Origin of the sequence: Synechococcus sp. H60.3 (genome assembly GCF_047462295.1) — a bacterium.
Lineage (GTDB): Bacteria > Cyanobacteriota > Cyanobacteriia > Thermostichales > Thermostichaceae > Thermostichus.
In genome coordinates this window covers 1-7,625 of the sequence record NZ_JANSIY010000114.1, presented here as the reverse complement: position 1 = coordinate 7,625, position 7,625 = coordinate 1, and the positions used below count along the sequence as shown (strand labels likewise).

The window sequence follows — 7,625 nt, the reverse complement described above, 5'->3', positions numbered from 1 at the left end:
CTAAAACGTGCGCAGAAGTTTGGGATCCACCTCGCCCACATAGGTGTTGAGACCAATGGCCGTGGCAACTAGAGCCCCATCCACTTCCACCCGTCGGTACTGGGCGATGGCCTCTGCCAGGGGCACATCCACCACGCGCCGATTTTGCCAGGCCACCATGCGGTCGTACTTGCCCTGAGCAATCAAGTCCACAGCCGCCACCCCAAAAGCTGCCCCCAGCAGGCGATCCAGAGGAGAAGGAGTGCCCCCCCGCTGCAGATGGCCCAAAACCATCACCCGCGTCTCGATACCGGTGCGCAGCGCAATCTCGTTGCCTATGTAATAGCCAATGCCGCCGTAGAGAGACTGCCCCAGGCTATTGGTGTAGGTCACCGGTTCTCCGGACTCAGTGCGAACGGCCTCCGCCACCACCACAATGCTGAAATTGTTGCCCCGCTCTTTGCGGTCGAGGATCCTTTTGCAGACATTTTCCAGCTTGTAGGGGATCTCCGGGATCAGGATTACGTGGGCCCCCCCGGCAATGCCAGCACTGAGGGCGATGTGACCGGCATCCCGACCCATCACCTCCATGACCATGACGCGGCTGTGGCTGATGGCGGTGTAGGTGAGCTGATCCAAAGCCTGCACGGCCACACTCAACGCCGTGTTGAACCCCACGGAATACTCGGTGGCACCGACATCGTTGTCGATGGTCTTAGGGATCCCGACGAAGTTCCAATCCCCCTGCAAGGCTAGCTGCCGGAGAATGGCCAGGCTGCCATCTCCCCCCACTCCGATCAGAGCATCCAACCCCAGCCGGTGGTAACCCGTGATCACCTCTGCCGAGCGATCCACCAAGCTGCCATCCGGCATGGGATAGGCGAAGGGGTTGCCCCTGTTCACAGTACCCAGGATGGTGCCGCCATAGCGCAAAATGCCGGAAACCCGCTTCACATCCAGCAGCTCTGCTTCCACCGGTCGCGCCATCAGACCTGCGGTCGCGTTTTTGATGCCGTAAACATCCATGTCATAGTCGCGGGCCCGCCGCACCACTGCTCGGATAACGGCATTGAGGCCGCCACAATCGCCACCGCTGGTGAGGATCCCAATTCGCTTACGTTTTGGCATGGTGCTCCAGGATAACAGCTTGAACAAAGATATGGACTGCCCCGCTCCACAGTTTCAAGCCGACTAGACTTCACTCCTGCAAGCGGATGCTGTGCGGTTTGCTTACAGTGGTTCCGAGGCCCTAGCAGGCTGTGGCCATGGGGTACTTGACCAACCGCAGAGAAGGGGAGGCGACGGCTGGATTACAGGATCCCAAAGAGTATGTCCAGACCTGTGGGTCAAGATGCTGAGCAGAGTTTGCAGTTGGGGAGCGACTCCGCGGACAAGAGGAGTTGTTAAGCATCCTTCACAACAAAGAATTAAGAAATGTTGCCTTGCAAAGCTAGGTTTGGAAAGGTTTTCGCTATCTCTGAGGATAGATCTTGTAGGCAAGACTTGGGGGGAACCATTTGCCGAAAAACCAAAATTAAAATCATTTGTTAAGTAACCTTGATCAAAACCCATTCAAGCGAATGATGGTAGAGATGATGGAGATATTGAAGGAGCCGGTCTGAGTTGGGAGAAGCATGATGACGCAAACCATTGCCCAATGTGCGCTGCGGGGGGCCACAGAGTTGCTCAGCCGTTACCAGCGGGGAGAGCGTCACTTTCCCCAATCTTGTCTGGAGTACGCCTTCTTACGGGGGGTCGATCTGCGCCGGGCCGACCTGCGCGGGTCTGACTTGCATGGGGCCAACCTACGCTATGCCAACCTGCGCGGCAGCAATCTGGCCAATGCCGACTTGCGCTGTGCCGATCTGCGCTATGCCGACCTGGAGGGAGCCTGTTTGGAGGGAGCCAATTTAAGCGGAGCCCAGTACAACCACAACACCTGCTTCCCCGCCGGTTTCGATCCGGTAACAGCGGGGATGCAACTGTTCGAGTTTTAGCTTAATCGGCGGGAAGCCCCGCACTGTATTGGTGAGTTGTGTTGACTCAAGAGCACATCAGTGACGAGTCTTGGGAGGTGTTCACCCAAGCTTTCAAGCAAGGTGGGTGCTGCGTTGGAGCCGCAGAAAGCTCTCTAAAAAAGAGGGATCCCCAAGGGGGGATCCCAGGGGTATTTGCTCTGGGTCGCATTGGCTAGGGCTGCGTCCGGAAGCTCTTCACCTCCAAGACTGGCCCCACCTGGGCCACCGTCACCATATCTTCTTTGATCTGTCCCTGGATGGTGACTTCCAACCCCTCTTGTAAGAGCTCTTTGGGGGCGCGGAAGAGGGCGTAGTGCTGGCCGGAAGGGAGCGTCAGCACCCACACCCCCCCTTCGATATCCAGGAACTCGATGGTACCGCTGTATTCTTGCATCACTTCCTCAGCGCTAAACCGGTGCTGCTGGGCTGGGAATCCAAGATGGCTTGCGCTCCCAAATAGGCCAGGCCCAGGCAGAGCAAACCATTGAGGAGCAAGAAGGAGCGCCCCAACCAAGCAGAGGAGCCAAGCCATAGTACCCCCTCGTAGAACAGGGATCCGGACAGGAGCAGATGGGAGGCCATACCGATCGAGAGGCCGACGACCGCCCAACGCCAGCGCCGATGGCCCAGGAACAGCACCATCAACAGGCCGGGGATCAACACGCTGGCAAACAAGGGGTTCAAAGCATTGGTTTGGGCCAAGGCGGTGCCCAGCTCTGGCAGGGAGCTCCCCATCACCTGGAAGGGCCACCGGGGCGCACCCACAATGGCCAACCCTTGCAGGGGGAAGAGACCAGCGCTGCCCAGCAGGATCCCTCCCAGGAGGGGTACTGTTGCCAGCATGGGCTTGGGAGCCAGCCACCAGCGGATCAGCACCAGGATGATGTAGCCGCCCACCACCATCAGCAGCTTGGGCACCAGGGCAATCGGGCCACCATCAAACCAGAAGCGTGGGTTGAGGTAGCCGTTGTTGTTCAGATATTGCAGGAAGTCCTTCAGCCACAGCACTAGGGGGTTCTCCTCTTGCTGACCGGTGGCTCGGGCCAGGGCCCTAGCTGCGTCCAGACGACCGGCGCCGTAGAAGTTCTGCTTGTCGCCGGGCACCGGGGTGGCCGACATCTTCAGCACTTCTTCCACCTTATCCGGATCTTTGATGCCCTGAGCCTGGATCAGCGCTGCTACGCCGGCCACGTGGGGAGTGGCCATGCTGGTGCCTTGGAAGTAGGCAAAGACGGGCTCGTTGGGGTTGCGGCGGTTGATGGTCTGCTGCAGAATGCCGTACTCAGGGTGCTCGGGAGTCTTGGCCCCGCCGGGAGCGGCGATATCTACCCCAACCCCATAGTTGGAGTAGGGGGCTTTGCTGCCATCCGGCCCGGTGGCCGAGACGGCGATGACATGGGGGTAGCGGGCCGGGTAGCTCACCTCGCTTGAGTTTTCATTGCCGGCGGCTGCGATCACCGTCACCCCTTTGCGGTGGGCATAGGCTACGGCCTCTTCCATCAGTTGGGCAGAGGCACGGCTACCCAGGCTGAGGTTGATGATTGTGGCGCCGTGGTCAGCAGCATAGCGGATCCCTTCCACCACATCCGACAGGGATCCAAAGCCATTGGCATCCAGCACCCGCACCGGCATGATCTTGGCCTTGAAGGCGACCCCGGCCACGCCTAGGGTGTTGTTGGTGGATTGGGCGATGGTGCCCGCCACATGGGTGCCATGGCCGTTGAGGTCGGTGGGATCCTCATCGTCATCCACGAAGTCGTAGCCCTTCACAAATTCGGTTTGGGCCAGATCCGGCACCCGTGTCACCCCAGTGTCCACCACGGCTACCGTTACCCCTTCCCCTTGGGAGATGTCCCAGGCTTCCGGCATGCGGATGGCTCGCAGGTTCCATTGCTGGGGATAGAGGCGATCGTTGGGCACAAAAGCGGCCTGGAATTGGTAATTGGGGTGGGCATACTCGACCAGGGCTTCCCGCGAGAGCCGTTGGATTAGCCGCCGTGTGGCTCCTGGATGTTCCGCATCCACATCAAACAGGTAAATAGCCTCCTGGCGGGCAAAAGCGCTGTTGCTGCTGGGTCGCAGCGGCAAATTGTAGGCTTTGGCAAGAGCAGCAATCTCAGTGGGAGTGGCCGTGTTGACAAAGTTGACCACAATGCTGTCGTAGGGGGTGGATCCCTTACCGCAGGCCGTCACCAGCAGTGCCGCCAGGCCAGCGCAGCAGAGACCCAACCAGCGTCTGAAGTTCATCATGCACGCCCTCGGGATCCAAAATTGTTGCCACCAGTATGCCCTCTGGATGGGCAATTGACCAGAAAATCAGCACGCTGCGCCACGAGGCTGTTCCTGTTGCCAACTTTTTCGGGTGCCACTCAGGAAACCCAGAAAAAGGAATCCCTCTGGCCAAACGGTTTGTCCCGATGCATGATGGATCTGTAAGAACTTGAAATACTTCTTAACATCATTTCTCAGTATCTCGTCATCAAAGCCAAGAGAGGAATCAGCATGAGCATCGGATGGCAACGGATACTGCGCGTCGGGGCAAGCTTTTGCCTGGGGCTGTGGATTTGGCTAGGTGGGGGATCCCCGATCTGGGCCCAGCCTGCTTTGCCAGTGGTGGAGATGGAGTTGCCGCAGCCGCCGGTGCCGGTCTTGGATTTGGCGGATCAGTTGACCAGCAATCAGGAAGCGCAACTGGCCGAGCATCTAAACCGGTTAGAGGAAGAAACGGGCTGGAAGCTGCGGGTGCTGACCCAGTTTGACCAAACCCCAGGCCGCCAAGTGAAAGAGTACTGGGGCCTGAACGAGCGCAGCGTTCTGATGGTGGCCGATCCCAGGGGAGGCAACTTGCTGGCCTTTAACGTGGGAGACGCAGTGCGGGAGATCCTGCCGCGTACCTTTTGGATTGAGCTGCAATCTCGCTTCGGCAACCAGTTCTACGTGCGAGAGCACGGCACTCAGCGCGCCATTTTGGAAACCGTTGACGTTTTGGATCGCTGTTTTCACCAAGGGGGCTGCCGTGTGGTGCCCGGGCTGCCGCAGGAGCAGTGGATCCTAACGCTGCTCACCTCTATCTTAGGCGGGATCGTCTTCGGGTTTGCCGGCAAACCCCGCCACGCGGAGGAGCTGTTTAACTGGCGCTGGGCTTTGCTTATCTCTCCCTTGTGGTTCATTTTGTTTGGGGCCTTCGGCATCGGCCCGGTGATCACCCGCACCCAGGATTGGCTCCCGCTGGTGCGCAACATCCTGGGCTTTCTGGCAGGAGCCCTGGTGATCTATTTGGCCCCCATTGCCCGACCGGCAGCGGAGCAGCAGTAGCCGTCCTGCCCAGTTAAGGCCAAGCCCCATTCCCCTCTCCCTCTGGGAGGGGGGTAAGCCTCCGGGTCGAGAAAGAATCCTCCGCCTATTGTCCCCCGCAGCAAGCCAGAGGCTAGGGCGAGAACGCTGGGAGCTTCGACGGGGGCAACTTCCCAAGAGAGGATGCTAGAATCAATAGAGCTAGATTGCTGATGTAGCTCAGTTGGTAGAGCACTCGACTTGTAATCGAGCGGTCGTCAGTTCGAGTCTGACCATCAGCTTTGCAGGCGGCCCCCGCTATCCCAGGAGAGGAACTCAGCTTTGACTCTGGCGGTTTGGTTAAATTGACTTCAGTGGGATCCTGCCCCCTCACCCCCTCAGAGGCGGATCCCCGCGCAGGGTATCTGCCGGTTTGTTCCTTTGTGTTCTCTAGATGTCTATGTCGGGTCTGCCAGCCGCTACAGTTCGTCGATTGCAAAAGCTGCCCCAGGTGCCCTCGGTATGGGAAGGGGATCGCCACAGCCTACCAGGCTCCCTAGCCCTGGGATCCCAGAGCTCCTCGGGTTTGGCTGAGGGGGAGTGCATTTTATGGGTGGATGGCGTTCAGGGCGTGGTGCGAGCTATGGAGGTGGTGCCTGCTGGCTCCGGCCTTGAGCCGATGGTGCGAACTTTGATCATGGCCATGGAGCGGCCCAATGCTGCCTTGCCGGCTCGTCCGCAAAAGGTCGTTGTGCGGGATCGGGAGGTACAGTTTTTCCTGCGCGGCATTTTGCACGAGCTGGACATCAAAGTGGAATGCCAGCCGGAATTGCCGCTGATCGACGAGATCCTGCAGAGTTTTGCAGAGGCCAGTGAGCAGATCCCGCCTCCGCTGCCGGAGAACTACGCGAAGCTGCTGGCCGGCAAAGCCCTCACCCTCTGGCAAGATGCCCCCTGGGACTATCTGGAGGATCACCAAATCTTGGCGATTGAGCTAAATCGCTGGGACATTGAAACCCTCTACGTCTCGGTCATGGGGCGGCTGGGAATGGAGTACGGGGTTCTTTTTTATCGCTCGCTGCACTCCCTCAAACGGTTTCGCCAGGACGCGGGCCAACCAGATACTCCCGAAGAGATGGAGGAAGCCTTCCTCAGGCAAGATTGTCTCTATCTCACCTTCCAAGCTCGCAATCTCGAACTCAACGAGCTGCCAGACCTGGACTTGGCTGATCTGGATCCCGAAGAAATCGAGCCGAACTTCGGCACCATCCACCCTCTCGAGGGCCTGCGCGTTGTTTTGCAGGAAGACGAGGCGGCGGCTTTGGCGGTGGCTTTGGAGGCCTTGCATCGTTTTTTGAAGCAGTACCACCGCAAGCTGGAAGAGGATTTCCAACCCTGTCAGGGTCGGTATCGCATTCCCAACCCACAGGCACCAGGGGAAACCCTCTCGGTGCAAGTGCGCACCCTGCCCGACTTGGCTGTAGAGCTTCTGGAGCTAGAAGGAGACGAAGAAGAGCACACCCAAACCTTGCTGCGAGATGATCTCGTGCCTGAGGGTGCGCAGCTCGGCCTGGGGGTGTTGCCCTGGACCACAGTGGAGGCGCTGCGCCGCACAGGGCAATGGCATCCTCTCCCCCAAAGTAAGCTGGTGCAAAGGGGTGAAGGGCTGCCGGTGGTGATCGTACGCACCTCCCGCTCCAAGGCAAAGCAGTTGATCGAGAATCTGCGCGGCGAAGGCGGGCCCCAGGGTGTTTGTTTTAACACAGGGGTGGATCCCTTTGCTGGCAGCCGCTACGCCTTGGAAATTGTCCAAACGGGCAACCGCGACCTGCACCTGTTCGGAGAATTTCCCGAAGACGATCCTGTTCACTCGATAGCCCGCGAACGCTGGGAACGGCGTTGCCGCGAGACGGGCGGCTATTGTGGCCTGGTGGTGGCGATGGGGATAAATTCCAACTGGCCAGAGCTGCAGGTGCGCCACATTCTGGCCCTGTTTGAGATGCAGGCGCTCAACCCGACGCGATTGGGTCTGGGGCCGATGGTGCGCATCAGCCGACAGTTGCACTTTCCCTAAGGATCTTGAAAAATCCTTGCGCGAAAAGTCCTTGGGCTAGCCCATGGCTACAAGCCAATCCAGGGATTGGAGCTTAATAGCATTGACTACAGCCTGTTTAAAGTGGGGTACAGGTTGCAAGAGGAAGGAGAGGAAGAGATGCCAACCCATTCTTTGGATCTACGGCAAAGAGTTGTAACAGCTTATCAGGCAGGTAAAACCTCCATCCGCCAGGTAGCTGAACGGTTCATGGTGACCAAAAGAACAGTACACCGCTGGGTGCGACAGTACCAACAAACTCA

At 58.8% G+C, this 7,625-nt stretch carries 7 protein-coding genes and 1 tRNA gene; 5 read left to right on the top strand and 3 right to left on the bottom strand.

All coding sequences use genetic code 11. The features are described 5' to 3' along the window. Window positions 1–1,107 (bottom strand): ATP-dependent 6-phosphofructokinase, encoded by a 1,107-nt coding sequence (locus tag NW841_RS10810; RefSeq protein ID WP_414372369.1) that lies wholly within the window; start codon window positions 1,105–1,107, stop codon window positions 1–3. A 506-nt stretch (window positions 1,108–1,613) separates the two neighbouring features. On the opposite strand from NW841_RS10810, the gene NW841_RS10805 reads away from it, so the two are divergent. Then, window positions 1,614–1,976: a pentapeptide repeat-containing protein gene (locus tag NW841_RS10805; RefSeq protein WP_414365666.1), complete on the top strand. Its 363-nt coding sequence runs from the start codon at window positions 1,614–1,616 to the stop codon at window positions 1,974–1,976. A gap of 193 nt (window positions 1,977–2,169) precedes the next feature. Here the strand turns inward: NW841_RS10805 and NW841_RS10800 are convergent, their stop codons facing one another. Then, window positions 2,170–2,391: a hypothetical protein gene (locus NW841_RS10800; protein ID WP_414365665.1), complete on the bottom strand. Its 222-nt coding sequence runs from the start codon at window positions 2,389–2,391 to the stop codon at window positions 2,170–2,172. Beyond that, the gene (locus tag NW841_RS10795) at window positions 2,391–4,247 is read right to left on the bottom strand and encodes a S8 family serine peptidase (protein WP_414386358.1); all 1,857 of its coding nucleotides are present in this window, start codon (window positions 4,245–4,247) and stop codon (window positions 2,391–2,393) included. Before NW841_RS10795 ends, NW841_RS10800 begins: the two co-directional genes overlap by 1 nt. Window positions 4,248–4,616: 369 nt before the next feature. Here NW841_RS10795 and NW841_RS10790 point away from each other — a divergent pair, with 369 nt between their 5' ends. The 4 genes from NW841_RS10790 to NW841_RS10775 all read left to right on the top strand — a co-directional run. Beyond that, complete coding sequence (locus NW841_RS10790; protein ID WP_414365677.1) at window positions 4,617–5,312, top strand: TPM domain-containing protein; 696 nt, start codon at window positions 4,617–4,619, stop codon at window positions 5,310–5,312. Window positions 5,313–5,499: 187 nt separating this feature from the next. Beyond that, window positions 5,500–5,572 (top strand) — tRNA-Thr (locus NW841_RS10785). A gap of 158 nt (window positions 5,573–5,730) precedes the next feature. After that, window positions 5,731–7,344, top strand: a complete 1,614-nt coding sequence (locus tag NW841_RS10780) for a DUF6930 domain-containing protein (RefSeq protein ID WP_414377278.1) — start codon at window positions 5,731–5,733, stop codon at window positions 7,342–7,344. A 138-nt stretch (window positions 7,345–7,482) separates the two neighbouring features. Continuing rightward, window positions 7,483–7,625: helix-turn-helix domain-containing protein (locus NW841_RS10775; RefSeq protein ID WP_414386360.1), on the top strand; the 143-nt coding region annotated here is incomplete at its 3' end.